Source organism: Variovorax sp. PBL-H6 (genome assembly GCF_901827155.1).
In the GTDB taxonomy this organism is placed as follows: domain Bacteria; phylum Pseudomonadota; class Gammaproteobacteria; order Burkholderiales; family Burkholderiaceae_C; genus Variovorax.
This window is the reverse complement of sequence record NZ_LR594659.1, coordinates 619,827-643,745: the sequence shown is the minus strand read 5'-3', so window position 1 is coordinate 643,745 and position 23,919 is coordinate 619,827. Positions and strand designations below refer to the sequence as shown.

Sequence of the window (23,919 nt, the reverse complement as noted above, 5' to 3'; positions counted from 1 at the left end):
TGCGTTGGCAAGCGCCGGCCTCTGGGGCATTGCGTAGGAGATCGCTGACAGACAGGCGCGACTTGACGTGGACAGTGGATGGATTCGGTATTACACGGAGGAACTCATCCATGCCCGTCGTTTGTACGGCTTGCGGGAGCAGCAACCGGGAGAACGCGAAGTTCTGCATCGGCTGTGCACGCCGCCTGCCCGGCTTCGTACCCACGGGACCCTCGGCCCTGGAGGCCATCGACAACGCGCGGCCGGCGCGCACGCCCGTTCGCACGACGCGGCGTGCCTGGCGGCGCGACGATCCGCTGACGCTGCTGCCCGCGGAAACAGCGGGCTTCTGGCTGCGGCTCGCCTTGCTGGGGCTGGCGATGAGCATCGGCTTCATCGGCTGGTATCTCTACGTCACGCGTCAATTGACAGCACCGTCTTTCCTGGAGCCGATCACGGCAGCGCTGGCGGGGGAAGACCGGAAGCCGCCCACCGAGGGATCGGTCGCGCTCGCCGCGCCGAGCGCTTCGACAGCCCCCGCCCCGACGCCAACGCCGGAAGGGACGACCGCAGCAAAAGTACCCGCCACGCCCGCCAGGGCCTCCACGCAGACGCCCGCCCCGCCGGCGCCACGCACAACGACCGAAAGCGCCGCGCCGGCTTCCACGAAGGCGCAGCCGACTGCTTCGAAGGCAGAACCCCCGGTCGCGAAGGCGGAGCCGGCCGGCGCGGGTGCATCTCGCGCCCCCTCCGGGGCCCCGGCCGATCGCGACCGCGACAGCGCGGCGGGCTCGCCACGGCGCAACCGCGCTCCGGCCTGGGCTGAGGAGGCACCGTCGGTGCCGCTCGCCATCGTGCCCGCCACCGTTTCGCCGGGTCCCGCGCGCGCGCCGGCCTGGTCCCGCGACGATTCCAGTCCGCCGAGCACTTCCGGCCCGCAACCGGTATTCAGCGCAACTCGTTCGCCATCGTGGAACCGTGGCGACGGAGGCCCGCCGGTCGTCGCTGGGCCAGGGCCGTTGGTCACGCCCTCCAGAGCTCCTTCGCCCGTGCTTGCCGGTGACGGAGGTCCCCCGATCGTGCCGGGTCCGGGCCCGACTTTCAGTTCGGTGCGCACGCCGAGCTGGGCGGCCAATGACCCGGGGCCGCCGATCACGATCGGCCCCGGCCCGGTCTACAACCGCACCAGGGAGCCGTAGCCCGCAGGTAAGAAATGCGCGCAGCGGTCCCTGAACGCGCAGGAAGCGTGCAGGTTCGTTAGGGGCATTCCGGGTGGGGCGTCCGGCAGGGCCGCAATAAAATCGCGGCCCTTGAACTTGGATTGAACACGGAGAAGAGACCCATGAAAAAACTGTTCGCCCTGACGGCAATCGCGTGCGCCGCAGCGGGCGTCCACGCCCAGGATTTCCCGGGCAGCAAGCCCATCACCATCGTGGTGCCCTTCTCCGCCGGCGGCCCGACCGACCGGGTGGCCCGCGACTTGGCCGAAGCCCTGCGCAAGCCGCTGGGCGGCGGCAGCGTGGTGATCGACAACGTGCCCGGTGCCGGCAGCTCGATCGGCGCAGCCAAGGTCGCGCGTGCCGCGCCGGACGGCTATACGCTGCTCCTCAACCACATCGGCATGGCGACCGTCCCGACGCTGGTGCGCAACGTGCCCTTCAAGGTCGAGAGCGATTTCGAATACCTGGGCATCGTCAACGACGTGCCGATGACGCTCATCGCCAAGCCCTCGATGAAGGCCAACAACTACAAGGAATTGACGGCTTGGCTCGCTGAAAACAAAGGCAAGATCAACCTCGGCAATGCGGGCGTGGGCTCGGCCTCGCACCTGTGCGGCTTGTTGTTCCAGAGTGCGACCAAGACCGAGATGACACCGGTGCCGTACAAGGGCACCGCGCCCGCCATCACCGACCTGATCGGCGGCCAGATCGACCTGCTGTGCGACCAGACCACCAACACCTCGCCGCAGATCGAGGCCAAGAAGGTCAAGGCCTATGCCGTGACCACCTCCAAGCGCCTGAGCACGCCGCTGCTCAAGGACCTGCCGACGCTGCAGGAAGTGGGTTTGAAGGACTTCCAGATCACCATCTGGCACGGGCTCTACGCGCCCAAGGGCACGCCGGCGGCGGTCACCAAGAAACTCAACGATGCGCTCAAGGTGGCACTGAAGGACCCGGACTTCATCAAGAAGCAGGAAGGCCTGGGCGCCGTGGTCACCAGCGACAGCCGCGTCGAACCGGCCGAGCACAAGAAGTTCGTCATCGCCGAGATCGCCAAGTGGAGCCCGATCATCAAGGCGGCCGGGGTCTACGCGGACTGATGCGGCCCGTCGGCCGGCGCGCGATCATGTCGCGTGCTCGGCCCGGGCCTTCCCGCCGGGCCGCTTGCCCTCGATGATCAAGCCGAGTACCTCGTCCTCGTCGACTTCGGCGGTGCGGTAGGTTCCGACCAGCGGGCCATTCTTCACCACGGCCAGGCGATCGCTCAGGCCGAACACAACGGGCAGATCGCCGTGACCACGTGGCCATCCCGGCCCTGCGCCTGCACGCAGCCATGCAGGCCATGTCGAGGCCCGTTCTCCGTGTCGTCAATGCGCCAGGCACCGCGATGCTTGCCGGCTGCAAGGGGTTCGAGGACCTGCCCGGTCCCTGAACGTCACTCGAAGCTGACGCGCGTCGCGATGAGCACCCCGTTCACCACCTGCGCCCCCTCGACGTTGACCCTGACCCCATTGCCCAGATTGGCGGCCGTGCCGTTGACGAACATCACGCCCGGGCCGCTGGCATCGATGGGCTGGCCTCTCACGCGGAAGCTCGCGGGCGAGAGGAAGTTGCCGACGTTGCCGATCAGGGTGAACGAAGAGGGTCCGCCGGTGCCCGGCACGTGCCGGATCTTGAGCTTGGTGGCCTGGAGCACGCCGTTGGATATGACACCGCCCACTTCCACCTTGACCCCGTTGCCCACCGAGCGTGCAGGCCCGCCGGTGATCTGGGCCGACGCCGCGTTCACCGGGACATTGAGCACGGTCAGCGAACCCAGTCCGGCGTAGTCGGTGACGATGCCCGCGAGCTGAAGCGGGGTGCCGTTGGCCCTCGACACCGGATACCACCACTGGACCTGAGTGGCGGACAGCCGGCCGGGCAGCACGCTGGCCGCGCGCACGCGCACGAGGGTGCCGTTGGCCAGCGGGCTGCCGTCCAGGCTACCGGACAACACCGCGGTGCCGTAGTCGACCGTGAAGGTGCCGATGGTGAAGGTGCGGCGGCCAGGATCGAGGTTCTGCACCGTACCCGTCAGGATCGGCGTGGAGGTGCCGCGCTGTTCCACGCGCGTGGCGCGCAGGACCCCCGGCGCGCCCGGCAAGCCCCACACCTGCAGCGTGCTGCCAGCGGGGATCGCCGCGAGGCCCGTGGAATCGGCCCAAACAGTGGAATCGTCGGTGGTGACGGTGGTGCCCAGGATGACGAAGCTGCCTTGGGCAAGGTTGACCGAAGACAAGGTCCCGCGCAGATCCGCGGCGGAATCGACCCGGCGCGCGACACCGCTGGTGAAGTCGGCGCTGAAAGGCCCCGTGACCTTCGCACTCATGCCCAATTGCAGGGACGGTGCATCCTCCACGTTCAGGACGGCAGTGTCGGTGTTGTAGCGCACGCCGTTGACGATGATGCTGCCCGCTCCGTCGACCCCGCCCACGCCGGACGCATCGGCGGTGCTGACGCCGGTGCCGCCGGAGCCCACGCCCGATCCGTCGTCGCCCGAGGCCGCCGTCGAAGTGCCGCCGGTGCCCGTCGAACTGCCGCCGGACGAGGTGCCACCGACGCCCGTGGAGCTGCCGCCTGCGCCCGCGGAGCTGCCGCCTGCGCCCGCGGAGCTGCCGCCTGTGCCTGCGGAGCTGCCGCCAGCGCCTGTGGAGCTGCCGCCGTTCCCTGTCGAAGTGCCATCGGCGCCCCCCAGGCCACCCCCGGTCGCAGACGCGCTGCCGCCCTGGCCATCGGCTGCGGCGATGCCTGCCGGACTGCCGCTCACGTCTCCCCGGCTCGAACCGGTGACCGAAGCCGTTCCCCCAACGCCGACGAGCGCAACGCTGCCGCCGCCGCTCCCGCCGCCGCCGCACGAGAGCAGCAGCGCGGTCGACAGCGCCGCCAGGGCAGCGCGAAGGAAGGCTTTCTTCATGCTTCTTTTCCGTCCGATCGTTTTGCGGGAGTCACCGCGCGATGTTGTGCCACATCCGCGGCGTCCTCGTAGTAGGTGTAGATCCCGACACGAATGCGACCCGAGGCCGTGTCTTGCGCGCCCTCGGCGGCCTCGAACGCACGCGTCATCTCGCTTGTCAGTTCGTGATGGAGTGTGCTCCAGCGTTGCCGCACGAGCTGGTGGATCCGCTCGCAGTCCTCGACCGCAATGCCGGTGGCGAACACCGCCCGCTCGAGCAAAGGCGCAGTGGCACCCAAGGTGTTGGCCACGCTGGCGAGTAGGTGGTCGCGCGCGTTGTCGCCGAGGAAGGCAAGCATGCCCTTGAGATCGTTCGACGGCACGAACCCGGCGGCGTTGAGTGCCACCCGGCCGGCCTGTTCGGTCGCCAGGTTCAGGCGCACCAGCTCATCGAGGATGGTGCGGTGGTGCACGTTTCCGCGGCTGACATGGCGGGCCACGGCCTCGAAGGAGGGTGCCCCGCCTTCTGCGACGAGGGGCAGCTCCACCAGGCCGGGGTCATCGGTGGACATCTGCAGCCACAGGGTGAGCGTCTTGGCCGCCGCCGACATCTCGGTGTGGGGCAGCGGTTCCTCGGCTTCCCGGACCTTGGCCGTCACCGCCTTGCGGTTCAATCCGGTGGTCACCGAAAGCTGGCTGAGATTCGGCTCCACCCCCTTGTCGAGCCAGGCCCGCCGGGCCTCGTCGATGAGAAGTTCGCGCAGCACCAGCTCCAGATGGGCGTGCTTCAGTCCCAGGGCCAATGCGAGCCGGACGATCGGCCGCATGACGCGTGCGCAAGCCTGGAGGGCCCAGCCCATCGGGCCTTCGCCGCCAGCGGCACCCGCCACGGGGGGCGCGGCGTCGTCGCCCGGGTCATGCCTGGCGTTTTTCAATCCAGTGCGTTTGATCGCCATAAAGCGTATTGCCGAAGGCCACGGCTTTGTCGAGCCGGTCCCGATTGCGCGGTGTGTCTGGGACCCACAAGCCGCCGCCATAGGGGCGAGGTTCTTCCTGGATGACTTTGTCGGACCAGCGCAGCCTGATCTCGAACAGGGCGCGCAACGTCCTGCGGGACACGATGCTCCTCGGTGCAGAAGATGGTGACACTGACGCGCTCCGTTACGAAATGGACAACGACATGCGGAACCGTCTTACAAAACGGTGCCTGTGACTATAAGACAAGAGCACTATTGATGTGAAGTTTTCACATCCAAACGACCGACGCATCAAAGGTAGAAATGTGAAGCCTGTCACACACAAGAAGAGCTCCGCGGCGTGGCGCAGCAGCCGATCGATTGGCGGGGCGCGCTACGCGAGATCGTCATCGCGGAGCTGGAGGGAGCCCCGCGAGAAGAAGGCACGGGACGCATGGATCGCCGCGATGCGCGTGAGGAGGGCCATGCAGGCGCGCATCGTCGAGGCCTTCGGCGCCTACGTCAACGGGTCGGGACCTGGCCCCAGCGACGAAGAGCTTCTGACCTTCGCAAGACTGGCGATCGCAGAACAACGGCTGGCGCGCCGCCTGCGCCAGTCGCCTTGAACCCATCTGTCGCGAGGAGAGCACCATGACCTCAGCCGCCGCTGCCAATCCATCGCTGCCTTCGGACGTTGCCTTCGGAAACCTGATCGATCTGGCCATGCTTCGGACGGGCGCGGTGTCTGTTGAAGTCTGCGAGGCTTGCAACACCATCAACCTCGGCGCCGCTCGATTCTGCAAGGGCTGCTCGCACAAGCTGCCAGCGTTCTATGGCGCGACGCCTGCCGGCGAGCCGACAGCTCCTCTGGGCGGATGGGGCGCCACGCGGCGGCAGGGTTGGACCTGGGACCTGGCGGCCTTCTGGCTCGTCATCAATTCCCTGGCCGGCGTGACGGCGCTCGGCACCGTCTGGTAGTCAACGCCCGCCGGCTGATCTCCTCGCCAGCGACAGGTCGCGCAGCCGCTCGGGGTTAGCCACCTCACGCGCGCGGGGTCGCGATCGATACGATTCCCGGCGAAGCGCAGCCGTGCTCTGCGCTGGAGCCGAGATGAACACCGAGATCCCAGAGACCGAGCGCCTGGCGCTCTACCGGACGATGCGCCGCATTCGCGCCTTCGAGAACGCTGCCGAGGTGGCCAGCCAAGGCGGCGTCAGTGCCTATGGCCAGGAAGCCGCGGGCGCCGCCAGGGTGCGTGGCCCGCTGCACCTGTCGACCGGCCAGGAGGCCGTGGCCGCGGGTGTCTGCGCCCACCTCGCGAAGACCGACTACCTGACCTCCACGCACCGCGGCCACGGCCACACGCTGGCCAAGGGCGCCGATCTGACGCGCATGATGTGCGAGCTGTTCGGCAAGGCCAGCGGCTTCAACGGCGGCAAGGGCGGTTCCATGCACATCGCCGATTTCTCCGTGGGCATGCTGGGCGCCAATGGCGTGGTCGCCGCCGGGCTGCCGATCGCGGTGGGCGCGGCGCATGCGCAGAAGCTGCAGCGCAAGGACGCGATCACCGTGTGCTTCTTCGGCGACGGTGCGATCAACCGCGGTCCCTTCCTCGAATCGCTCAACTGGGCGCGTGTCTACGCGCTGCCGGTGCTCTTCGTCTGCGAGGACAACCAATGGAGCGCGACCACGGCCAGCGGGCCGATGACGGGCGGCGACGGCGCGTCGGCCCGCGCCGAGGCGCTGGACATCGCGGCAACGCGCGTGGATGGCAACGATGTATTCGCCGTGCACGCGGCCGCGGGCGCGCTCGTGGCCCAGGTGCGCAGTGGGCGCGGGCCGCGGCTGCTGCATGCCCTCACCTACCGCGTCAAGGGCCATGTGTCGGTCGACCCGGCGGGCTACCGCGATCCGGCGGAGTTGGCTGCCGCACTCGAGACCGACCCCATCGACCGCGCTCGTGCGCGGCTGCTGGCCGGCGGCGCCGAGGCGGCCGTGCTCGACGCCATCGAGCACGAGGCGCAGGCGGAGGTCGAGGCCGCCTTGGCTGCGGCCGACGCCGCGCCCTGGCCCGAGGCCGCGGCCGCCTTCACCGACGTGCAAAGCACCGGAGCCGGCCAATGGACATGAGCAGCGACACGGCGCCGGGCGGCGGGCGTGCGGCCACAGTCCGGGAGCTGAGCTACGCCGAGGCTGCGGCGCTGGCCGTGCAACGCGAGATGGAGGCCGATGCCCGCGTGGTGGTGCTCGGCGAGGACGTGGGCCGGGGTGGCATCTTCGGCCAGTACAAGGGCCTGCAGCAGCGCTTCGGCGCCGAGCGGGTGATCGACACGCCGATCTCCGAAGCCGCGATCATGGGTGCCGGCGTGGGCATGGCGCTCGCGGGGCTCAGGCCGGTCGTCGAGATGCGTGTGGTGGATTTCGCGCTCTGCGGCATGGACGAGCTGGTGAACCAGGCCGCCAAGAACCGCTTCATGTTCGGCGGCCAGGGCCGGGTGCCGCTGGTGGCGCGCATGCCGGGCGGCATCTGGGATGCGTCGGCCGCGCAGCATTCGCAATCGCTGGAAGCCTGGTTCGCGCACCTGCCGGGCGTGGTCGTGGTGTGCCCGTCGACGCCGCAGGACAACCATTCGCTGCTGCGCGCGGCCCTCCAATGCGGGGACCCGGTGGTCTACATCGAGCACAAGAACCTGTGGGGTTCGCGCGGCGCCGTGGACGAATCGGTCAAGGTGCCGCTGGGCAAGGCTGCGCGCCTGCGCGCGGGCGACGCGTTGACACTGGTCAGCTGGAGCCGCCAGTTGCAAGCCTGCAGCGCCGCCTGCGATGTGCTCGCCACCGAGGGAATCGCGGTCGAGCTGATCGACTTGCGTACCGTGTGGCCGTGGGACCGCGAGATGGTGTTCGGCTCGTGCGCGCGCACCGGGCGACTGCTGGTGGTGCACGAGGCGGTGCAGGCCGCCGGTTTCGGCGCCGAGATCGCAGCCAGCGCCGCCGAGGCCACCGGCTGCCGCATCGCGCGGCTGGGGGCGCCGCGCATCCCGGTGGGCTATGCGCCGGTTCTGGAAGCGCAATCGCGCGTGGGCGCCCAGCGCATCGTCGACGCGGCCCGGGCGATGTGCCGATGAGCGAGCCGGCCGGCCAGCGGCAGTGGCCTGCTTCGGTCAGGCCGCGAAGCCTCCGTCGATGTTGAGGCTGGCGCCAGTGACGAAGGCGGCCTCGGGGCCTGCAAGGTAAGCCACCATGCCCGCGATCTCGTCACCGCGGCCGTGTCTCGGAATGGCCATGAACCCGTGCATGGTCGAAGCCATCGGCCCATCGGCCGGGTTCATGTCGGTGTCGACCGGGCCGGGTTGCACGTTGTTGATCGTGATGCCGCGCGGCCCGAGGTCGCGCGCGAAGCCTTGCACGAGGCCGGTCAGCGCGGATTTGCTCATGGCATAGACGCCGCCCCCCGGAAAGGGCATGCGCTCGGCGTTGGTGCTGCCGATGTTGATGATGCGGCCACCTTCGCCGATGTGCCGCAGGGCCGCCTGAATGGCGACGAAGACGGCGCGCACGTTGACGTTCAACGTGAGGTCGAAATCTTCCAGCGAGATCTGATCGGCGGTGCCGAGCTTGAGCACGCCGGCATTGTTGACCAGGATGTCGAGCCGGCCGAATGCTTGCGCAGCCTGGTCGATGGCTGAGCGCAGCGCATCCGCATCGGCGCTGTCGACGCGCAGCGCCATCGCGCGTCCGCCTGCGGCTTCGATGCTTGCGGACAGATCACGGGCGGCGGCATCGTTGCTGGCATAGCTGAAGGCGACGGCAGCCCCGTCCTGCGCGAGACGCCGCACGATGGAGGCGCCGATGCCGCGCGAACCGCCGGTGACGAAGGCGGCCTTGCCGCTGAAGAGGGGCTTGGGGGAAGTGGCTTGGGACATGGTGGACTTTGGAAAGTGTGTTGCGATGACTGCAGTGTCGGGATTCGATTGCGCCTCCGGTAGCGCCCCAACGGCCTTATCAATTTCAACTTTGGGTTGAAAATGGGCGCGTGCAACCCCTGAGTCACCTCGAGTCCTTTGTCCGCAGCGCCGAAACTGGCAGTTTCTCCGCTGCCGCGCGGCAACTGGGGCTGACGCCCGCAGCGGTGAGCAAGAACGTCGCGCGACTGGAAGCCCGCCTGGGCCTGCGCCTGTTTCAGCGCAGCACGCGCAAGCTGACCCTGACCGAGGGCGGCGAGCGACTGCTGCACCAGGTCGCCGGTGCGCTCGGGACGCTGGCCGACGCCGTGGCCGGCGCCGCCGACGCCGATCGGCAGCCGGCGGGCACCCTCAAGGTCAGCATGGGGCAGGCCTTCGGACGCGAGTACGTCGTGCCACTGCTCGGCGATTTCCTGGCGCTTTATCCGGCCGTGCTGCCCGACTGGCATTTCGAGAACCGGCAGGTGGACTTGATCGGCGAGGGCTTCGACGCGGCGATCGGCGGCGGCATCGAGCTCACGCCGGGGCTGGTCGCGCGCGAGCTGGCGCGCATCCATGTAGTTGCCGTCGCCGCGCCGGACTACCTGGCCGGCAAGGCGATGCCGTCGCACCCGGCAGAGCTGGCCGCCTTCGACAGCATCGTGCGCCGCTCCTCGCCCACCGGGCGCATCCGCCCCTGGACGCTGCGCAACACCGCCGGTGACGAAGTGGCGGTGGCAGTCCGGGCCCGCCTGATCTTCAGCGACCCCGAAGCGATGTGCCGCGCGGCGATGCTGGGTCTGGGCGTCGCGCTGGTGCCGATGCCGTTTGCTCTGCCCGGGCTGCAGAGCGGCGCGCTGCTGCGGCTGCTGCCGGGCTGGTATGACGATGCGGGGCCGTTGTCGCTGTACTACCCGAGCCGGAAGCTGCTGCCGGCGAAGACCCGCGTGTTCGTCGACTTCGTGGTGGAGCAGTTCCGCGCGCGTGGCTTTGCGCAGAGCGTACATGGGGGGTCCGTCACGCCTGCATGGGCGAGCGCGCAGCCGAGGGCAAAGGTACTCCGGTGAACACGGGGTAATTCCCTGCGCCGGATGTGACGCGAGCCCTGTACAACACGACGCGATGCATCAACAGGAATTCCGCATGAGCTCAGCATTCATTCCCCGCCGCGCCGCACTGGCCCTCGCCGCCGCCGCGGTACTCGCCGCGGGTCCCGCCACCGCGCAAGGCACCTGGCCCACCAAGCCGGTGCGCATCGTCGTGCCCTTTGCGCCAGGCGGCACCACCGACATCCTGGCGCGCGCGATCGCGCCCGAATTGTCCAAGGCATTCGGGCAGCAGTTCATCGTCGACAACCGCGCGGGCGCCGGCGGCAACGTCGGGGCTGAAATCGTCGCCAGGGCGCCGAACGACGGCTATACGCTGCTGATGGGCACCGTCGGCACGCATGGCATCAACCGCGCGCTCTACCCCAAGCTGCCTTACGACCCGATCAAGGACTTCGTGCCGATCACGCTTGTGGCGGCGGTGCCGAACGTCATGGAGATGAATGTCGACAAGGCGAAGGCGCTCAACATCAACAGCGTGACAGACTTCATCAAATACGCGAAGGCCAACCCGGGCAAGCTCAACATGGCTTCCAGCGGCAGCGGCACCTCGATCCACCTGGCCGGCGAGCTCTTCAAGACGATGACCGGCAGCTTCATGACGCACATCCCGTACCGTGGCTCGAGCCCCGCGCTGCTGGACCTGGTGGGCGGCAATTCCGACGTGATGTTCGATAACCTGCCCTCGTCGATGCAGCAGATCAAGGGCGGCAAGCTCAAGGCGTTGGCCGTGACGAGCGCGCAGCGTTCACCGGCCCTGCCCGATGTGCCGACCGTCGAGGAGGCCGGCGGCCCGGCGCTCAAGGGCTACGAGGCGAGCTCGTGGTTCGGCCTGCTGGCGCCGGCCGGCACCTCGCCGGAGATCGTGAACCGCATCCAGCAGGAGGTCGCCAAGTCGCTGGGCACTCCGGCCATCAAGGAGAAGATGACGGCCCAGGGCGCGATCCCGAGCGGGAATACGCCGGCCGAGTTCGCCAAGCTGATCGAAAGCGAACACATCAAGTGGGCGAAGGTGGTGAAGGCCTCAGGCGCAAAAGTGGACTGAGCGGGGGACTTCCCCCAGGCCGCGCGAAGCGCCGCCCGTTCGGGAGACACCGCGGAACCGGCTTCGCCGGGCCCCTGGGGGCGAACTAAACCTCCCAGGTCACGTCCTTGCCGTCAGCCAGGGATTCTTTCAGCATGTGCAGCAACGGCACGGCGCGCTGGTGCAGCCCGATATGCTGCTTCTCGGCTTCGTTGTCGTGGCCCTCGACGGCATAGTCGTCGTGGTTGTGGGTGTTGCGGCTTTCGCGCGCAATGGCGGACTCGAGCGCGGAAATGGCGGCGGGCATCTGCTCGCCCGTGATGACACCCTTGGGCGCCGGCGCCTTGCCGATGATGTCGAACAGCTGCCGTGCATGTGTCTCGAGCATTACGAAGGGAGGGCTGGCGCGGGAGTTGAATCGATACAGCATGGGTGACTCGCTTTACTTGTACATGTAGTTGCGCACGAAAGGATACGCCGACTGTGCGCCGAACAGCGGCCCCGCCTTGACCTTGCCGTCAGGCTTGGTGGACAGCATCTGGTGCAGCGCAATCCAGCCCTGCTCGAAGCTCATCGCCGAGCCCGCAAGATACAGGCGGTACGCGCGCAGGACGCGCTCGGCCCTTTCCGCGCCGCTCGTGCGCACCAGGACCTCTCGTGCCTCGTCGAAACGCGCATCAAGCGCGTCGGACCAATGCCACAGCGTGCGCGCATAGTGCGGCCGCAGGTTCTCGGTATCGACCATCTCGAGTCCTGCAGCGGCGGTCTCGCGCAGGATGGTGGTAACGTGCAGCAGCTCGCCACCCGGGAAGATGTACTTCTCGATGAAGTCGCCAAGACCGGCGCCCAGTTGCGCATAGTCGAGCTGGCCAGAAGTGATGCCGTGGTTCAACGCCAGCCCTCCCGGTTTGAGCAGGGCGTGGATCTTGCGGAAATAGGTGCCCATGTTGGCGCTGCCCACGTGCTCGAACATGCCCACGGAAGAGATCTTGTCGAAGGGCTTGTCCTCTTCGAGCAGGCGGTAGTCGCGCAGCTCGACCCGCACCCGGCCTTGCAGCCCCTTCTCCTCGATCAGGCGCGTCACGTACGCCTGCTGGTTCTTCGACAGCGTAATGCCGGTTGCATCGACGCCGTAGTGCTCGGCGGCCCACAGCAGCAGTGCACCCCAGCCCGAGCCGACGTCCAGATAGCGGTCGCCAGGCTGCAGCATGAGCTTGCGGCAAATATGGTCGAGCTTGGCCTCCTGGGCCTGCGCCAGGGTCATGTCGGCGTCGCGGAAATAGGCGCATGAATAGACGCGACGCGCGTCGAGCCACAGCGCATAGAAGTCGTCGGATACATCGTAGTGGAACTCGATCTGTTGGGCGTCCTTGCCCAGCGAATGCGCGCTGCGCGAGCGCGCACGCCGCTGCAGCTTGCTCCACCAGCCATGCGTGATCTCGACCGGATTGCGCGGCAGCAGCCCGACCGTCACATCGACCAGGTCACGCATGGCGCCCTGGATCTGGACCTTGCCTTCGACATAGGCCTCGCCGATTGCGCCGAGCTGCCGGGCACCCAGCTTGGCGAGCGCCGACCAGTCCGAAAAAGCCAGTGTGATGCGTGAACCTGGCCGACTCACCTGTCGCCCATCGGGCAACTGCAGAGTCAGCGGAACCGGCAGATCGGAAAGCTGCGATTCGATCTTCGGCATCAGGCTTGGTATGGAGCTTGGCATCAGACTTGGCATGGAGCGATTCTTGCCAGCACTCGCAAAGTCGTCAACCGACCTTCAGGGAAAGCCCTTCATGGAGTTGACATCACATTGTTTAGGTCTAAACTATTGATCCATGAATAGCTCAGCACCCAACCTGCAGCGCATCCTGTGCATCGGCGGCGGCCCCGCCGGCCTCTACTTCGCGCTCCTGATGAAGGCCAGGCAGCCCGGCCTCGAGGTCACCGTCGTCGAACGCAACCGCCCCTTCGACACCTTCGGGTGGGGCGTGGTGCTGAGCGACCAGACGCTGGACAACCTGCGCGCAGCCGACCCGCAGACCGCCGCGCTGATCGGCGACGAGTTTCATCATTGGGACGACATCCAGGTCTTCTTCAAGGGCCGCCAGGTGCGCTCGGGGGGCCACGGGTTCTGCGGCATCGGGCGCAAACGGCTGCTCAACATCCTGCAGGAGCGCTGCCTGGCCTTGGGCGTCAAGCTGGTGTTCGAGACCGACGTGACGGACGACCAGGCCCTTGCTGCCCAGTACAACGCCGACCTGGTGATCGCCAGCGACGGCCTCAACAGCCGCATCCGCCAGCGCTATGCCGAAGTGTTCGAGCCCGACGTCGACCTGCGCCAGTGCCGTTTCGTCTGGCTCGGCACGCACCAGACCTTCGATGCCTTCACCTTCGCCTTCGAACAGACGGAGCATGGCTGGTTCCAGGCGCATGCCTACCAGTTCGACGACAAGACCTCGACCTTCATCGTGGAGACGCCCGAGGAGGTCTGGAAGGCCCATGGCCTGGACCAGATGGAGCAGCCCGAGGCCGTTGCGTTCTGCGAGAAGATGTTCGCGAAGTACCTGGACGGGCACGCGCTGATCAGCAACGCAACCCACCTGCGCGGCTCTGCCAACTGGATCCGCTTCCCGCGCGTGGTCTGCAAGCACTGGACGCACCGCATCGAGGTTCACGGCAAGAGCGTGCCTGTGGTGCTGATGGGCGATGCGGCGCACACGGCTCATTTCTCGATCGGCTCGGGCACCAAGCTGGCACTCGAAGACGCGATCGACCTGTGCAACGAGTTCGAGCGCGGCGGCGAGGTCGATGACGTCATCGAGGCCTACGAAGCGCGGCGCAGCGTCGAGGTGCTGAAGATCCAGAACGCAGCACGCAACTCGACCGAGTGGTTCGAGAACGTGAAGCGCTATACAGGCATGGAGATCGAGCAGTTCGCCTACTCGCTGCTGACGCGCTCGCAGCGCATCAGCCATGAGAACCTGCGACTGCGTGACACGCAATGGCTGGGCGGCTACGAGAAATGGCTCTCGGGCGGCAAGCCCCTGCCGCCCATGCTGATGCCACTGAAGGTGCGTGGCCTGACGCTCAAGAACCGCATCATGGTCTCGCCGATGGCGACCTACAGCTCGGTGGATGGCGTGCCGCAGGATTTTCTGCTCGTGCACCTTGGCGCCCGCGCGCTCGGCGGCGCCGCCATCGTTTTCGTGGAGATGACAAGTCCCACACCGGAAGGGCGCATCACGCCGGGTTGCACCGGGCTCTACAACGATGCGCAGTCGGCCGCCTTCGAGCGCATCGTCGACTTCGTCCACTCACAGACCAGCGCAAAGATCGGCATGCAGCTGGGCCACAGCGGACCGAAGGGCTCCACACAACTCGGCTGGGAAGCCATCGATGAGCCGCTGCCGAAAGGCAACTGGCCGCTGATCGCCGCCAGCCCCGTGGCGTACGGAGAACAAAATCAGTTGCCCGCGGCGATGACGCGCGCCCAGATGGATGAGTTGCGCGAGCAATTCGTGGCTTCGACACGGCGTGCGGCCGAAGCAGGCTTCGACTGGCTCGAGCTGCACTGCGCGCACGGCTACCTGCTGGCCTCCTTCGTCAGCCCGCTGACCAACCTGCGAACCGACGAGTACGGCGGCAGCCTCGAGAACCGCTGCCGCTATCCGCTGGAAGTCTTTCGCGCGATGCGGGCAGCCTGGCCCGAGGACAAGCCGATGAGCGTGCGCATCTCGGCCCATGATTGGGCGCCAGGCGGCAATACCGATGCGGATGCCGTCGCCGTGGCACGCATGTTCAAGGAAGCGGGTTGCGACTTCATCGACGTCTCGTCTGGCCAGACCACGCGCGCCGCCAAGCCGGTGTACGGCCGCATGTACCAGACGCCTTTTGCCGACCGCATCCGCAACGAGGTGGGCATCTCGACGATTGCAGTGGGCGCCATCACCGATGCCGACCAAGCCAACAGCATCATCGCTGCGGGCCGAGCCGACCTTTGCGCCATCGCGCGGCCGCATTTGGCCGATCCGGCCTGGACCCTTCACGAGACTGCCAAGCTCCAGAGCCGCGACGTCGAGTGGCCGAGGCAATACCTGAGCGGCCGCGACCAGATGTACCGCGAGATTGCCAAACAGCAGCAACTCGCCGCGGCAATGGCAGCGAGCGCAGTGCCGCGCAATGCCGAGGAGGAGCAATAAGCATGGACCTCGAAGCACGCGCCCACAGCGAGCATCCGGAGGAGCTGCGGCTCTGGCTGCGACTCCTGACCTGCACGCAGCTGATCGAAAAGCAGGTGCGCAACGAGCTGCGCGAACGGTTCGGCACCACCCTGCCCCGCTTCGACCTCATGTCGCAGCTGGAACGCGCACCCGACGGGCTCAAGATGAACGAGTTGTCGCGCCGAATGATGGTGACGGGCGGCAACGTCACCGGCGTCACCGACCAGCTGGTGGCCGAAGGGCTCGTCGAGCGCGTCGATGTGGAAGGCGACCGCCGCGCCTGGCGCGTGCGCCTCACGCCGCGCGGGCGGCGGCTCTTCAACGACATGGCACAGCAGCACGAGGCATGGATCGTCGACGCTTTCGCAGCGCTCAATGCCAAGGAGATCGCGCAACTGCACAAGCTGCTCGGCAAGGTCAAGCAGCATTCCCATCAGCAACTGGCGGAGGCCGTATGAAGCACTACATCGGCGCAGGCAATCCCATGCATGCGCAATTCGAACCTAAATCCGCCTACCGGGCCGAGCACTTCAGCTGGGCCTTCGAGGCCGGTGTCGGCACCATCACCCTGAACCGGCCGGAACGCAAGAATCCGTTGACCTTCGACTCCTATGCAGAGCTGCGCGACCTGTTCCGTGCGCTGAACTTCGCGACCGACGTCAAGGCGATCGTGGTGACGGGCGCGGGCGGCAACTTCTGCTCCGGCGGGGACGTGCACGAAATCATCGGCCCGCTGACCAAGATGCGCATGCCGGAGCTGCTGGAGTTCACGCGCATGACGGGCGACCTGGTGAAGGCGATGCGCCATTGCCCGCAGCCCATCGTGGGCGCGATCGACGGCGTGTGCGGGGGCGCAGGCGCGATGATTGCGCTGGCGTGCGACCTGCGCTACGGCACGCCATCCACCAATACCGCCTTTCTGTTCACGCGCGTCGGGCTGGCCGGCGCCGACATGGGGGCCTGCGCATTGCTGCCGCGTGTGATCGGCCAGGGCCGCGCCTCGGAGCTGCTGTTCACCGGCCGCGCCATGACGGCGCAAGAGGGCCAGGCCTGGGGCTTTTTCAATGCCTTGCACGAGGGCGATGCGCTCCTGTCCGCCGCCACCACTATTGCGCGCAAGCTGGCCGAAGGGCCGAGTTTCGCGCACGGCATGACCAAGACCATGCTGTCCCAGGAATGGGCGATGACCATCGATCAGGCGATCGAGGCCGAAGCCCAGGCCCAGGCGATCTGCATGCAGACCGAGGACTTCAAGCGAGCCTTCGAGGCCTTCGCGGCCAAGCGCAAGCCGGTGTTCGGGGGGGACTGAAGCGATGACTGCATCCGCAACGCCCCCCTCCACAGCGCATCTGGCGCTGCCCTTTTTCGATGACGCGCACCGCGCGCTGTCACGCGAGCTGCTGCCCTGGGCGGCGGCGCAATCGGTGGACGAGCGCGACGACCGCGCCGCCTGCCGCGATTGGGTGAAGCGCCTTGGCCAGGGCGGCTGGCTGCGCTATTGCGTGCCGGCCGCGTCGGGCGGCGCGCTGGAACGCCTCGACTCTCGCGCATTGGTGCTGCTGCGCGAGACGCTGGCCTTCCATTCGCCGCTGGCGGATTTCGCCTTCGCCATGCAGGGCCTGGGCAGCGGCGCGATTACGCTGGCGGGCAGCGCCGCGCAGCAGCGCGACTACCTGGGCGCCGTGGCGCGCGGAGACAAGATCGCGGCCTTCGCGCTCAGCGAGCCCGAAGCCGGCTCGGACGTGGGCGCGATGGCGATGCAGGCTGTTGCAACGCCGCAAGGCTGGCGCCTCGATGGCCAGAAGACCTGGATCAGCAACGGTGGCATCGCTGATTTTTATTGCGTGTTCGCCAAGACCGATCCGGCGGCAGGTTCGCGCGGCATCACGGCCTTCGTCGTCGATGCGAGCGCTCCGGGTCTCGACACCTCGGAACACATCGAAGTGATGGCGCCGCATCCGCTGGCCACGCTGCGCTTCGAGGCCTGCGCAGTCCCGCGTGAAGCCCAGCTGGGCGAGCTGAACGGCGGCTTCAAGCTCGCCATGCGCACGCTCGACATCTTTCGTGCCTCGGTCGCCGGGGCCGCACTCGGCATGGCGCGCCGTGCGCTGGCAGACGCCGTGCGGCATGCGAGCAACCGCCGCATGTTCGGGCAGAGGTTGGCGGACTTCCAGCTTACGCAAGCCAAGCTTGGCGAGATGGCAGCGCTGGTCGACAGCGCCGCGCTGCTGACTTACCGGGCCGCGTGGATGCGCGACGACAGCGAGCGTCGCGGCGCTCCCCCGGCCGGAGACATCACCGCCGCCGCCGCCATGGCCAAGATGTGCGCCACCGAGAACGCAAGCCGCGTGATCGACATGGCGCTGCAGATGCACGGCGGCCTGGGCGTCAAGGTGGGCAGCAAGGTCGAGAGCCTCTACCGTGACATCCGTTCTCTGCGGATTTATGAAGGCGCGACGGAGGTGCAGCAGCTGATCATCGGCAAGGCCGTGTTGCGGAGCATGTCGTGAGCGCCCAGGTGGATCGCTTCGTTCACGATCGGCTGCCGCCAGCGGAGCAATTGCCGATGTTCCGCTACGACCTGCCGGAGTTGCGGCTTCCGGCCCAGTTGAACCTGGTCGAGGAACTGCTGGACAAGGCCGCCTCCAAGCCCTGGGCAAGACAACCGATGCTGCGCTCGCCTGCGCGTACGCTGAGTTATTCCGAAGCCGCTGCGGAGGTGAACCGTATCGCGCAGGTGCTGGTGGAAGACCTCGGCTTGGTGCCCGGCAACCGCGTGCTGTTGCGTGGCGGCAATTCGATCGCGATGGCGCTGGGATGGCTCGCGGTCGTGAAGGCAGGGCTCATCGCCGTCGCCACCATGCCATTGCTGCGCGCCAAGGAATTGGGCGACATCATTGAGAAGGCACGGCCCACGGTCGCACTGTGTGACGGCCGCTTGCTGGGTGAGATCCGGAGCGCACAGGAGGCCCATCCGGTGCTCGAGACGGTGATCGCGTTCAATGAGCCCAAGGTGCCTGGCTCTCTGGAGACCCGCGCCGGTGCCAAGTCTGGCGTGTTCAAGGCCTGCCCCACCGCCGCAGACGATATCGCCCTGCTGGCCTTCACGTCCGGCACGACCGGCAAGCCGAAAGCGCCGGTGACCACGCATCGCGACGTACTCGCGATGTGCGAGACCTGGCCGCGCCACGTGCTGCGGGCCCGCAGCGAAGACATCGTGCTGGGCTCGCCGCCCTTGGCCTTTACCTTCGGGCTCGGCGGGCTGTTGATTTTCCCGATGTGGGCTGGCGCCTCCGTTTATTTCAACGATGGCCCGTATACGCCGGAGAGCATGGTCGAGGCCATCCGCGACGTGGGCGCCACGATCTGCTATACCGCGCCCACCTTTTATCGGCAAATGGCGCCATTTGCCAAAGCCTCGGGCGTGCCAACGCTGCGGATCAGCGTCAGCGCCGGGGAGGCGCTTCCGGATGCGACGCGCAAGCTGTGGAAGGAGGCTTGTGGCATCGAGATGCTGGATGGCATCGGCGGCACCGAGGTGTTCCACATCTACATCTCGTCAGCCGGCGACGAAGTCCGACGCGGCGCAGTGGGCAAGGTCGTGCCTGGCTTCACCGCAAAGGTAGTCGATGACGAGGGGAACGAGCTGCCGCGCGGCACTGTCGGCAAGCTGGCCCTGATCGGTCCGGTCGGCTGCCGCTACCTCGATGACCCGCGCCAGACCGACTACGTGAAGGACGGCTGGAACTATCCGGGCGACGCCTTCGTGCAGGATGAAGATGGCTACTTTTTCTATCAATCGCGCGCCGACGACATGATCATCACGGCCGGCTACAACGTGGGCGGACCGGAGGTCGAAGATGCGCTGCTCAAGCACCCCGCCGTCGCCGAGTGTGGCGTGATCGGCAAGCCGGACGAGGAGCGCGGGATGATCGTCAAGGCCTTCTGCGTGCTCAAGCCCGGCCACACCGGCGATGCAGCCCTGGTCAAGGCGCTCCAGGATCACGTCAAGGCCACCATTGCGCCCTTCAAATATCCACGGGAGATCGAGTTCGTTGGCGGCTTGCCGCGAACCGAAACCGGAAAGCTCCAACGATTCAAACTGAGGCAGATGACACCATGAACAAACTCTTGCAACCGCCCGGCTGGGCACCCCCCAAGGGCTACGCGAACGGCGTCGCCGCTCGGGGCACGATGATCTTCGTTGGCGGGCAGGTGGGCTGGAATGCCCAGCAGCAGTTCGTCTCCGACGACTTCATCGCGCAGGCCGGCCAAGCGCTGCGCAACATCGTAGAGATCCTGAGCGCAGGCGGCGCGGGTCCAGAGCACATGGTGCGCATGACCTGGTATGTGACCGATCGGGACGAGTACAACCGGCGCTTGGCCGAACTTGGGCCGGTGTACCGCGACGCGATGGGTCGGAACTTTCCGGCGATGACCTGCGTTCAAGTCGCGGCGCTGGTGGAAGCAAGCGCCAAGGTGGAAATCGAAGTCACGGCTGTCATTCCCGACTGAGTGCCCGTGGCCTTAGCCATGGATGCTGTTCCTGCGCCTGGGCCGAAAGCACTAGCCGCGCGTGTGATGCACGGACCAGCCGCCGAGCGCCGCCTTTCCCGACAGCTGATCGCGTTCGGCCGGCTCATCCACCTGCGGCTTGTCAAGCAATGAATCCGCATAGGGCCAACCCAGCGGATGCCGAAATTAGGCAAATACTAGGCATTGGGCGGGTCGGATAATTTGCCTGCTGCCCCGCCAAGGCTCCGTTTTTCTAATTGCGAGGGCTACCAAGATGGTGAAATGGGCGACCAGTCCGTCAGCCGCTGGCAACTGCGAATGCTGTCACGTCGTACTGCAGAAACAAAAACGCCCACTCGAAAGTGGGCGTTTTGCAATTACGAGAAGCTCGGACTCGTAAAAAATCTGGTTGCGCGAGCAAGATTTGAACTTGCGACCTTTGGGTTATGAGCCCAACGAGCTACCAGGCTGCTCCATCGCGCGGCAGATAAATATTATAGCTTATTCTTCACCGGTTTGCTCGTCAGCAGGGGCATCGGCGATTTCGGGGCGGTCGACCAACTCGACCAAAGCCATGGGAGCGTTATCGCCCACGCGGAAGCCCATCTTCAAGATGCGCGTGTAGCCGCCCGGGCGCGCCTGGTAGCGGGGCCCCAGCTCGCCGAACAGCTTGACCACGCTTTCGCGGTCGCGCAGGCGATTGAATGCCAGGCGCTTGTTGGCGACCGTCGGCTTCTTGGCCAGAGTGATCATCGGCTCGATGACGCGGCGCAGTTCCTTGGCTTTGGGGACCGTGGTCTTGATGACCTCGTGCTCGATGAGCGAGTTCATCATGTTCTGCAGCATCGCCAAACGATGGGAGCTGGTGCGGTTGAGTTTGCGGAGTCCGTGTCCGTGACGCATGGTGAGTTCCTTTCCTTATAAGACTCGCAGCCGTATCAGGTACTGCAAGGCGCTTCGCGGAGGCGAAAGCAAGGCTGCCGCGGCATGCGGTCGACCTTGCACCTGTGGCTTATCGCTTGTCGAGGCCGGCCGGTGGCCAGCTTTCAAGCTTCATGCCCAAAGTCAGCCCGCGGGAGGCGAGCACTTCCTTGATTTCGTTGAGCGACTTACGACCCAGGTTCGGCGTCTTCAGCAGCTCGTTCTCGGTACGCTGGATCAGGTCACCGATGTAGTAGATGTTTTCGGCCTTCAGACAGTTGGCCGACCGCACGGTCAGCTCGAGCTCGTCAACCGGGCGCAGCAAGATGGGGTCGAACTGCTGGGCACTGCGCGGCGCGGGCTGATCGAAAGCGGCCAGTTCACCACCCTCTAGCTGCGCAAACACGGCCAGTTGCTCAACCAAGATCTTGGCCGAGGCGCGGACCGCGTCTTCGGCCGTGATCGCACCATTGGTCTCGATCTCAATCAGCAGCTTGTCCAAGTCGGTGCGCTGCTCGACGCGAGCGCTCTCGACCGTGTAGCTCACGCGCTTGACCGGCGAGAAGGAAGCGTCAAGCACGATGCGCCCGATCGACTTGGTCGGTTCGTCGGCATAACGGCGCATGGTTCCGGGAACATACCCGCGGCCCTTCTCCACCTTGATCTGCATGTCCAACTTGCCGCCTTGCGACAGGTGCGCGATTACGTGGTCGGGATTGATGATCTCCACGTCATGCGGCGTCTGGATGTCCGAGGCGGTGACAGCGCCTTCGCCGTCCTTGCGCAGGCTCAGCGTCACCTCGTCGCGGTTGTGGAGTTTGAACACCACACCCTTGAGGTTCAGCAGAATGTTGACGACGTCTTCTTGCACGCCATCGATGGACGAGTACTCGTGCAGCACGCCGGCGATCGTCACTTCGGTGGCGGAGTAACCCACCATCGATGACAACAGCACGCGACGCAGCGCGTTGCCGAGCGTATGCCCGTAGCCGCGCTCGAAAGGCTCGAGCGTGACTTTCGCCTTGTTGGCGGCCAACTGCTCGACCTGGATGGTCTTGGGTTTCAACAGGGTGGTTTGCATGCAGACTTCCTCTCAATACCCCCGGCTCGTTACACCGGTAAGGCTGGTGAAGTGCCCGGTCGCGCTATCCGCGACAGGGAACAAGATTCAAAAATTCGGACCGCGCAAGGGCGGCACGTTATCGCCTGTTACCTCGAATACAGCTCGACGATCAGCGATTCGTTGATGTCAGCGCCGAATTCGTCGCGATCGGGTACCTTCTTGAACGTGCCTTCGGCCTTGTCGATGTTCACTTCGACCCAAGCCGGGATGCCGACCTGCTGGGCCAATTGCAGCGCCTCGACAATGCGGTTCTGCTTCTTGGACTTGTCGCGCACCGCGACTACGTCACCCGTCTTGACGAGGTACGACGGGATGTTGACCGACTGGCCATTCACCGTTATCGCCTTGTGCGAGACCAACTGACGCGCTTCGGCACGCGTGGAGCCGAAGCCCATTCGGTAGACGACGTTGTCCAATCGCGACTCCAGCAGGAACAGCAGGTTGGCGCCGGTGTTTCCGCGGCGGCGATCGGCTTCCTCGAAGTAGCGGCGGAACTGCTTCTCAAGCACCCCGTACATGCGCTTGACCTTCTGCTTCTCGCGAAGCTGCAGACCGAAGTCGGATGTGCGCTGACCCGAGGTGCGGCCATGCTGACCAGGCTTGGAGTCGAACTTGGCCTTGTCCTGGATAGAACGACGCGCGCTCTTCAGGAACAGGTCGGTGCCTTCGCGGCGAGAGAGTTTAGCTTTGGGTCCGAGGTAACGTGCCACTTGATCTTCCTTTGTGTCATCTGCCGCAGATGTCTGCGGGAGCCATCAGCGGCGTGCCGATGGCGGTGGGCTTGTTGAAAAAAAGCAAACGCGCAGCCGGCCCGGAAGCTGGCTGCGCTAGACGCCTTCGCCTCAAATGCGACGGCGCTTTTGGGGACGGCAGCCGTTGTGAGGAACCGGCGTCACATCGGCGATCGAGTTGATGCGGATACCCAGTGCGGCCAGCGCGCGCACCGAAGACTCGCGACCCGGACCGGGACCTTTGATCTCTACGTCGAGATTCTTGATACCTTGTTCCACCGCAGCGCGGCCGGCAACTTCCGAAGCAACCTGCGCAGCGAAGGGCGTCGACTTGCGCGAGCCCTTGAAGCCCTGGCCGCCCGATGACGCCCATGACAGGGCGTTGCCTTGGCGATCGGTAATCGTGATGATCGTGTTGTTGAACGAGGCATGCACGTGCGCGATGCCGTCCGCCACGTTCTTGCGGACCTTCTTGCGAACGCGCTGTGCGGCGTTGTTGGCAGGAGCTTTAGCCATGCTTGTCTATCCTTACTTCTTCAGAGACTGCGCGGCCTTGCGCGGACCCTTGCGGGTGCGGGCGTTGGTGCGCGTGCGCTGGCCGCGCATCGGCAGGCCGCGACGGTGACGGAAGCCGCGATAGCAGCCGATGTCCATCAAGCGCTTGATGTTCATCGTCGTCTCGCGACGCAGGTCCCCCTCGATGGTGAAGAGCGCGATCTGATCGCGGATCTTCTCGAGATCGGCGTCAGTCAGATCCTTGATCTTCTTTGAATACTCGATACCGCTCGCTTCGCAGATCTTGCGGGCGCGGGTGCGACCGATGCCGAAGATGGCGGTCAGGCCGATTTCAGCGTGCTTGTGTGGCGGAATGTTGATGCCAGCAATACGTGCCATGTGCGTCCTCTTAAATCTCTAGGTCAACCCTGGCGCTGCTTGTGGCGCGGGTCAGTGCAGATCACGCGCACAACACCTTTGCGGCGGATGATCTTGCAATTGCGGCAAATGGTCTTGACCGAAGCCGAAACTCTCATTTCACTCTCCTAAAACTCTGTTCAACCCGGCGACTCACTTCGCCCTAAACACAATGCGCGCCCGGCTCTAGTCAGGGGCGTCAACTCGACGGTGACCTTGTCACCTGGAAGGATGCAGTTGCAGTTCATACGCATCTTTCCGGAAATGTGTCCCAGCACGATGCATCCATTTTCCACTTTGATCCGAAGGTCGCATTCGAAATGACTCGACCTCGACATCTCGCT

Annotated in this window: 27 protein-coding genes, 1 tRNA gene and 1 pseudogene; 14 read left to right on the top strand and 15 right to left on the bottom strand. The window is 66.1% G+C overall.

Annotation, left to right across the window (positions count from 1 at the left end):
- The first annotated feature begins 110 nt into the window (after positions 1-110).
- Together G3W89_RS03190 and G3W89_RS03185 are read left to right on the top strand one after the other, a co-directional pair.
- A complete protein-coding gene (locus tag G3W89_RS03190) occupies positions 111-1,178 on the top strand; it encodes a hypothetical protein (protein ID WP_162572733.1) in 1,068 nt (355 codons plus the stop codon).
- Positions 1,179-1,321: 143 nt separating this feature from the next.
- Positions 1,322-2,299 (top strand): tripartite tricarboxylate transporter substrate-binding protein, encoded by a 978-nt coding sequence (locus G3W89_RS03185; RefSeq protein ID WP_162572732.1) that lies wholly within the window; start codon positions 1,322-1,324, stop codon positions 2,297-2,299.
- Between the two features lie 24 nt (positions 2,300-2,323).
- On the opposite strand, the gene G3W89_RS03180 is transcribed toward G3W89_RS03185, so the two are convergent.
- The 4 genes from G3W89_RS03180 to G3W89_RS03165 all read right to left on the bottom strand — a co-directional run bounded on the left by G3W89_RS03180 (position 2,324) and on the right by G3W89_RS03165 (position 5,250).
- Entirely contained in the window at positions 2,324-2,476 is a 153-nt protein-coding gene (locus G3W89_RS03180; RefSeq protein ID WP_232076294.1) for a hypothetical protein, read from the bottom strand.
- A gap of 158 nt (positions 2,477-2,634) precedes the next feature.
- Entirely contained in the window at positions 2,635-4,152 is a 1,518-nt protein-coding gene (locus tag G3W89_RS03175; protein ID WP_162572731.1) for a DUF5666 domain-containing protein, read from the bottom strand.
- The gene (locus G3W89_RS03170) at positions 4,149-5,087 is read right to left on the bottom strand and encodes a DUF6502 family protein (RefSeq protein ID WP_332107430.1); all 939 of its coding nucleotides are present in this window, start codon (positions 5,085-5,087) and stop codon (positions 4,149-4,151) included. Before G3W89_RS03170 ends, G3W89_RS03175 begins: the two co-directional genes overlap by 4 nt.
- Complete coding sequence (locus G3W89_RS03165) at positions 5,047-5,250, bottom strand: hypothetical protein (protein ID WP_162572730.1); 204 nt, start codon at positions 5,248-5,250, stop codon at positions 5,047-5,049. Before G3W89_RS03165 ends, G3W89_RS03170 begins: the two co-directional genes overlap by 41 nt.
- A 322-nt stretch (positions 5,251-5,572) precedes the next feature.
- On the opposite strand from G3W89_RS03165, the gene G3W89_RS03160 reads away from it, so the two are divergent.
- The 4 genes from G3W89_RS03160 (at position 5,573) to G3W89_RS03145 (ending at position 8,213) form a co-directional block, all read left to right on the top strand.
- Positions 5,573-5,713 (top strand): hypothetical protein, encoded by a 141-nt coding sequence (locus G3W89_RS03160; RefSeq protein WP_232076293.1) that lies wholly within the window; start codon positions 5,573-5,575, stop codon positions 5,711-5,713.
- A 25-nt stretch (positions 5,714-5,738) separates the two neighbouring features.
- Positions 5,739-6,065 (top strand): hypothetical protein, encoded by a 327-nt coding sequence (locus G3W89_RS03155; RefSeq protein WP_162572728.1) that lies wholly within the window; start codon positions 5,739-5,741, stop codon positions 6,063-6,065.
- 133 nt (positions 6,066-6,198) lie between these two features.
- On the top strand, positions 6,199-7,218 hold the full coding sequence (locus tag G3W89_RS03150) for a thiamine pyrophosphate-dependent dehydrogenase E1 component subunit alpha (RefSeq protein ID WP_162572727.1): 1,020 nt from the start codon (positions 6,199-6,201) through the stop codon (positions 7,216-7,218).
- Entirely contained in the window at positions 7,209-8,213 is a 1,005-nt protein-coding gene (locus G3W89_RS03145; RefSeq protein ID WP_232076291.1) for an alpha-ketoacid dehydrogenase subunit beta, read from the top strand. The genes G3W89_RS03150 and G3W89_RS03145 overlap by 10 nt, the downstream gene beginning before the upstream one ends.
- Positions 8,214-8,249: 36 nt before the next feature.
- On the opposite strand, the gene G3W89_RS03140 is transcribed toward G3W89_RS03145, so the two are convergent.
- Positions 8,250-9,011, bottom strand: coding sequence for an SDR family oxidoreductase (locus tag G3W89_RS03140; protein WP_162572726.1), 762 nt, complete (start codon positions 9,009-9,011; stop codon positions 8,250-8,252).
- A 110-nt stretch (positions 9,012-9,121) separates the two neighbouring features.
- On the opposite strand from G3W89_RS03140, the gene G3W89_RS03135 reads away from it, so the two are divergent.
- Together G3W89_RS03135 and G3W89_RS03130 are read left to right on the top strand one after the other, a co-directional pair.
- Positions 9,122-10,096, top strand: coding sequence for a LysR family transcriptional regulator (locus G3W89_RS03135; RefSeq protein ID WP_162572725.1), 975 nt, complete (start codon positions 9,122-9,124; stop codon positions 10,094-10,096).
- A gap of 76 nt (positions 10,097-10,172) precedes the next feature.
- Complete coding sequence (locus tag G3W89_RS03130; RefSeq protein ID WP_162572724.1) at positions 10,173-11,180, top strand: Bug family tripartite tricarboxylate transporter substrate binding protein; 1,008 nt, start codon at positions 10,173-10,175, stop codon at positions 11,178-11,180.
- A gap of 85 nt (positions 11,181-11,265) precedes the next feature.
- Here the strand turns inward: G3W89_RS03130 and G3W89_RS03125 are convergent, their stop codons facing one another.
- Positions 11,266-11,589 (bottom strand): DUF1840 domain-containing protein, encoded by a 324-nt coding sequence (locus tag G3W89_RS03125; protein ID WP_162572723.1) that lies wholly within the window; start codon positions 11,587-11,589, stop codon positions 11,266-11,268.
- Positions 11,590-11,601: 12 nt separating this feature from the next.
- Positions 11,602-12,888, bottom strand: a complete 1,287-nt coding sequence (locus G3W89_RS03120) for an SAM-dependent methyltransferase (RefSeq protein WP_232076289.1) — start codon at positions 12,886-12,888, stop codon at positions 11,602-11,604.
- Between the two features lie 100 nt (positions 12,889-12,988).
- Between G3W89_RS03120 and G3W89_RS03115 the strand changes: the two genes are divergently transcribed.
- The 6 genes from G3W89_RS03115 to G3W89_RS03090 are packed head-to-tail and all read left to right on the top strand — an operon-like array spanning position 12,989 to position 19,888.
- On the top strand, positions 12,989-15,352 hold the full coding sequence (locus G3W89_RS03115) for a bifunctional salicylyl-CoA 5-hydroxylase/oxidoreductase (protein ID WP_162572722.1): 2,364 nt from the start codon (positions 12,989-12,991) through the stop codon (positions 15,350-15,352).
- A 2-nt stretch (positions 15,353-15,354) separates the two neighbouring features.
- The gene (locus G3W89_RS03110; RefSeq protein ID WP_162572721.1) at positions 15,355-15,831 is read left to right on the top strand and encodes a MarR family winged helix-turn-helix transcriptional regulator; all 477 of its coding nucleotides are present in this window, start codon (positions 15,355-15,357) and stop codon (positions 15,829-15,831) included.
- Positions 15,828-16,682 carry an enoyl-CoA hydratase family protein gene (locus G3W89_RS03105; protein ID WP_162572720.1) on the top strand — a complete coding sequence of 285 codons (855 nt, stop codon included), beginning with the start codon at positions 15,828-15,830 and terminating at the stop codon, positions 16,680-16,682. The genes G3W89_RS03110 and G3W89_RS03105 overlap by 4 nt, the downstream gene beginning before the upstream one ends.
- A gap of 4 nt (positions 16,683-16,686) precedes the next feature.
- Positions 16,687-17,883 carry an acyl-CoA dehydrogenase family protein gene (locus G3W89_RS03100; RefSeq protein WP_162572719.1) on the top strand — a complete coding sequence of 399 codons (1,197 nt, stop codon included), beginning with the start codon at positions 16,687-16,689 and terminating at the stop codon, positions 17,881-17,883.
- Positions 17,880-19,496, top strand: coding sequence for an AMP-binding protein (locus G3W89_RS03095; protein ID WP_162572718.1), 1,617 nt, complete (start codon positions 17,880-17,882; stop codon positions 19,494-19,496). Before G3W89_RS03100 ends, G3W89_RS03095 begins: the two co-directional genes overlap by 4 nt.
- The gene (locus tag G3W89_RS03090; RefSeq protein WP_162572717.1) at positions 19,493-19,888 is read left to right on the top strand and encodes a RidA family protein; all 396 of its coding nucleotides are present in this window, start codon (positions 19,493-19,495) and stop codon (positions 19,886-19,888) included. The genes G3W89_RS03095 and G3W89_RS03090 overlap by 4 nt, the downstream gene beginning before the upstream one ends.
- 406 nt (positions 19,889-20,294) lie before the next feature.
- On the opposite strand, the gene G3W89_RS03085 is transcribed toward G3W89_RS03090, so the two are convergent.
- From G3W89_RS03085 to infA, 8 genes and pseudogenes are all read right to left on the bottom strand, one after another.
- Positions 20,295-20,371 (bottom strand) — tRNA-Met (locus G3W89_RS03085).
- An 18-nt stretch (positions 20,372-20,389) separates the two neighbouring features.
- Positions 20,390-20,791 carry a 50S ribosomal protein L17 gene (rplQ, locus tag G3W89_RS03080; protein WP_162572716.1) on the bottom strand — a complete coding sequence of 134 codons (402 nt, stop codon included), beginning with the start codon at positions 20,789-20,791 and terminating at the stop codon, positions 20,390-20,392.
- Positions 20,792-20,900: 109 nt separating this feature from the next.
- Complete coding sequence (locus tag G3W89_RS03075; RefSeq protein ID WP_162572715.1) at positions 20,901-21,890, bottom strand: DNA-directed RNA polymerase subunit alpha; 990 nt, start codon at positions 21,888-21,890, stop codon at positions 20,901-20,903.
- A 128-nt stretch (positions 21,891-22,018) separates the two neighbouring features.
- Complete coding sequence (rpsD, locus tag G3W89_RS03070) at positions 22,019-22,642, bottom strand: 30S ribosomal protein S4 (RefSeq protein WP_077002176.1); 624 nt, start codon at positions 22,640-22,642, stop codon at positions 22,019-22,021.
- 132 nt (positions 22,643-22,774) lie between these two features.
- Positions 22,775-23,179, bottom strand: a complete 405-nt coding sequence (rpsK, locus tag G3W89_RS03065; RefSeq protein ID WP_009124825.1) for a 30S ribosomal protein S11 — start codon at positions 23,177-23,179, stop codon at positions 22,775-22,777.
- A 12-nt stretch (positions 23,180-23,191) separates the two neighbouring features.
- Complete coding sequence (gene rpsM, locus G3W89_RS03060; protein WP_019653977.1) at positions 23,192-23,557, bottom strand: 30S ribosomal protein S13; 366 nt, start codon at positions 23,555-23,557, stop codon at positions 23,192-23,194.
- 23 nt (positions 23,558-23,580) lie between these two features.
- The gene (gene rpmJ, locus G3W89_RS03055; RefSeq protein ID WP_038201958.1) at positions 23,581-23,694 is read right to left on the bottom strand and encodes a 50S ribosomal protein L36; all 114 of its coding nucleotides are present in this window, start codon (positions 23,692-23,694) and stop codon (positions 23,581-23,583) included.
- A gap of 34 nt (positions 23,695-23,728) precedes the next feature.
- Positions 23,729-23,913, bottom strand: a pseudogene (infA, locus tag G3W89_RS03050) (translation initiation factor IF-1).
- Positions 23,914-23,919 lie beyond the last annotated feature (6 nt).

Bases quoted from the DNA above. Each gene is read 5' to 3' on its own strand.
- G3W89_RS03190 (WP_162572733.1), top strand. From the start codon at position 111: ATGCCCGTCGTTTGTACGGCTTGCGGGAGCAGCAACCGGGAGAACGCG.
- G3W89_RS03185 (WP_162572732.1), top strand. From the start codon at position 1,322: ATGAAAAAACTGTTCGCCCTGACGGCAATCGCGTGCGCCGCAGCGGGC.
- G3W89_RS03175 (WP_162572731.1), bottom strand. From the start codon at position 4,152: ATGAAGAAAGCCTTCCTTCGCGCTGCCCTGGCGGCGCTGTCGACCGCG.
- G3W89_RS03170 (WP_332107430.1), bottom strand. From the start codon at position 5,087: ATGGCGATCAAACGCACTGGATTGAAAAACGCCAGGCATGACCCGGGC.
- G3W89_RS03160 (WP_232076293.1), top strand. From the start codon at position 5,573: ATGCAGGCGCGCATCGTCGAGGCCTTCGGCGCCTACGTCAACGGGTCG.
- G3W89_RS03155 (WP_162572728.1), top strand. From the start codon at position 5,739: ATGACCTCAGCCGCCGCTGCCAATCCATCGCTGCCTTCGGACGTTGCC.
- G3W89_RS03150 (WP_162572727.1), top strand. From the start codon at position 6,199: ATGAACACCGAGATCCCAGAGACCGAGCGCCTGGCGCTCTACCGGACG.
- G3W89_RS03145 (WP_232076291.1), top strand. From the start codon at position 7,209: ATGGACATGAGCAGCGACACGGCGCCGGGCGGCGGGCGTGCGGCCACA.
- G3W89_RS03140 (WP_162572726.1), bottom strand. From the start codon at position 9,011: ATGTCCCAAGCCACTTCCCCCAAGCCCCTCTTCAGCGGCAAGGCCGCC.
- G3W89_RS03130 (WP_162572724.1), top strand. From the start codon at position 10,173: ATGAGCTCAGCATTCATTCCCCGCCGCGCCGCACTGGCCCTCGCCGCC.
- G3W89_RS03125 (WP_162572723.1), bottom strand. From the start codon at position 11,589: ATGCTGTATCGATTCAACTCCCGCGCCAGCCCTCCCTTCGTAATGCTC.
- G3W89_RS03120 (WP_232076289.1), bottom strand. From the start codon at position 12,888: ATGCCAAGTCTGATGCCAAGCTCCATACCAAGCCTGATGCCGAAGATC.
- G3W89_RS03115 (WP_162572722.1), top strand. From the start codon at position 12,989: ATGAATAGCTCAGCACCCAACCTGCAGCGCATCCTGTGCATCGGCGGC.
- G3W89_RS03110 (WP_162572721.1), top strand. From the start codon at position 15,355: ATGGACCTCGAAGCACGCGCCCACAGCGAGCATCCGGAGGAGCTGCGG.
- G3W89_RS03105 (WP_162572720.1), top strand. From the start codon at position 15,828: ATGAAGCACTACATCGGCGCAGGCAATCCCATGCATGCGCAATTCGAA.
- G3W89_RS03100 (WP_162572719.1), top strand. From the start codon at position 16,687: ATGACTGCATCCGCAACGCCCCCCTCCACAGCGCATCTGGCGCTGCCC.
- G3W89_RS03090 (WP_162572717.1), top strand. From the start codon at position 19,493: ATGAACAAACTCTTGCAACCGCCCGGCTGGGCACCCCCCAAGGGCTAC.
- rplQ (WP_162572716.1), bottom strand. From the start codon at position 20,791: ATGCGTCACGGACACGGACTCCGCAAACTCAACCGCACCAGCTCCCAT.
- G3W89_RS03075 (WP_162572715.1), bottom strand. From the start codon at position 21,890: ATGCAAACCACCCTGTTGAAACCCAAGACCATCCAGGTCGAGCAGTTG.
- rpsK (WP_009124825.1), bottom strand. From the start codon at position 23,179: ATGGCTAAAGCTCCTGCCAACAACGCCGCACAGCGCGTTCGCAAGAAG.
- rpsM (WP_019653977.1), bottom strand. From the start codon at position 23,557: ATGGCACGTATTGCTGGCATCAACATTCCGCCACACAAGCACGCTGAA.
- rpmJ (WP_038201958.1), bottom strand. From the start codon at position 23,694: ATGAGAGTTTCGGCTTCGGTCAAGACCATTTGCCGCAATTGCAAGATC.